We start from the raw sequence: 242 nt of genomic DNA on the forward strand, positions 1-242 counted from the left end.
CGGGTAATCCGCCGGCAGTACCACATGGATCTCGATAAACCGTGCACGCCCGTGCTTCTGTACGTAAGACACGTAGTCGTCGAAACCATGTCGGGCCTGCGCCGCGTCCATCACTTCGCGCACGGTGTCGTCCAACTGGTCCGGGGCGATCCCCAGCACCTCGCGCAGCGCCGGGCGCAGGATCTTCAAGGCCGGGGCCAGCATGCTCAGGGCCAGCAGGATCAGAATCAATGGGTCGACAT

At 63.2% G+C, this 242-nt stretch carries 1 pseudogene; it reads right to left on the bottom strand.

Going from position 1 to position 242, the window contains the following annotated elements:
* Positions 1-242 (bottom strand): annotated as a pseudogene (locus tag SB765_RS32990) (cation transporter); the annotation flags it as partial.

Origin of the sequence: Pseudomonas sp. SIMBA_067 (genome assembly GCF_046534675.1) — a bacterium.
Taxonomy (GTDB): Bacteria; Pseudomonadota; Gammaproteobacteria; order Pseudomonadales; family Pseudomonadaceae; genus Aquipseudomonas; species Aquipseudomonas putida.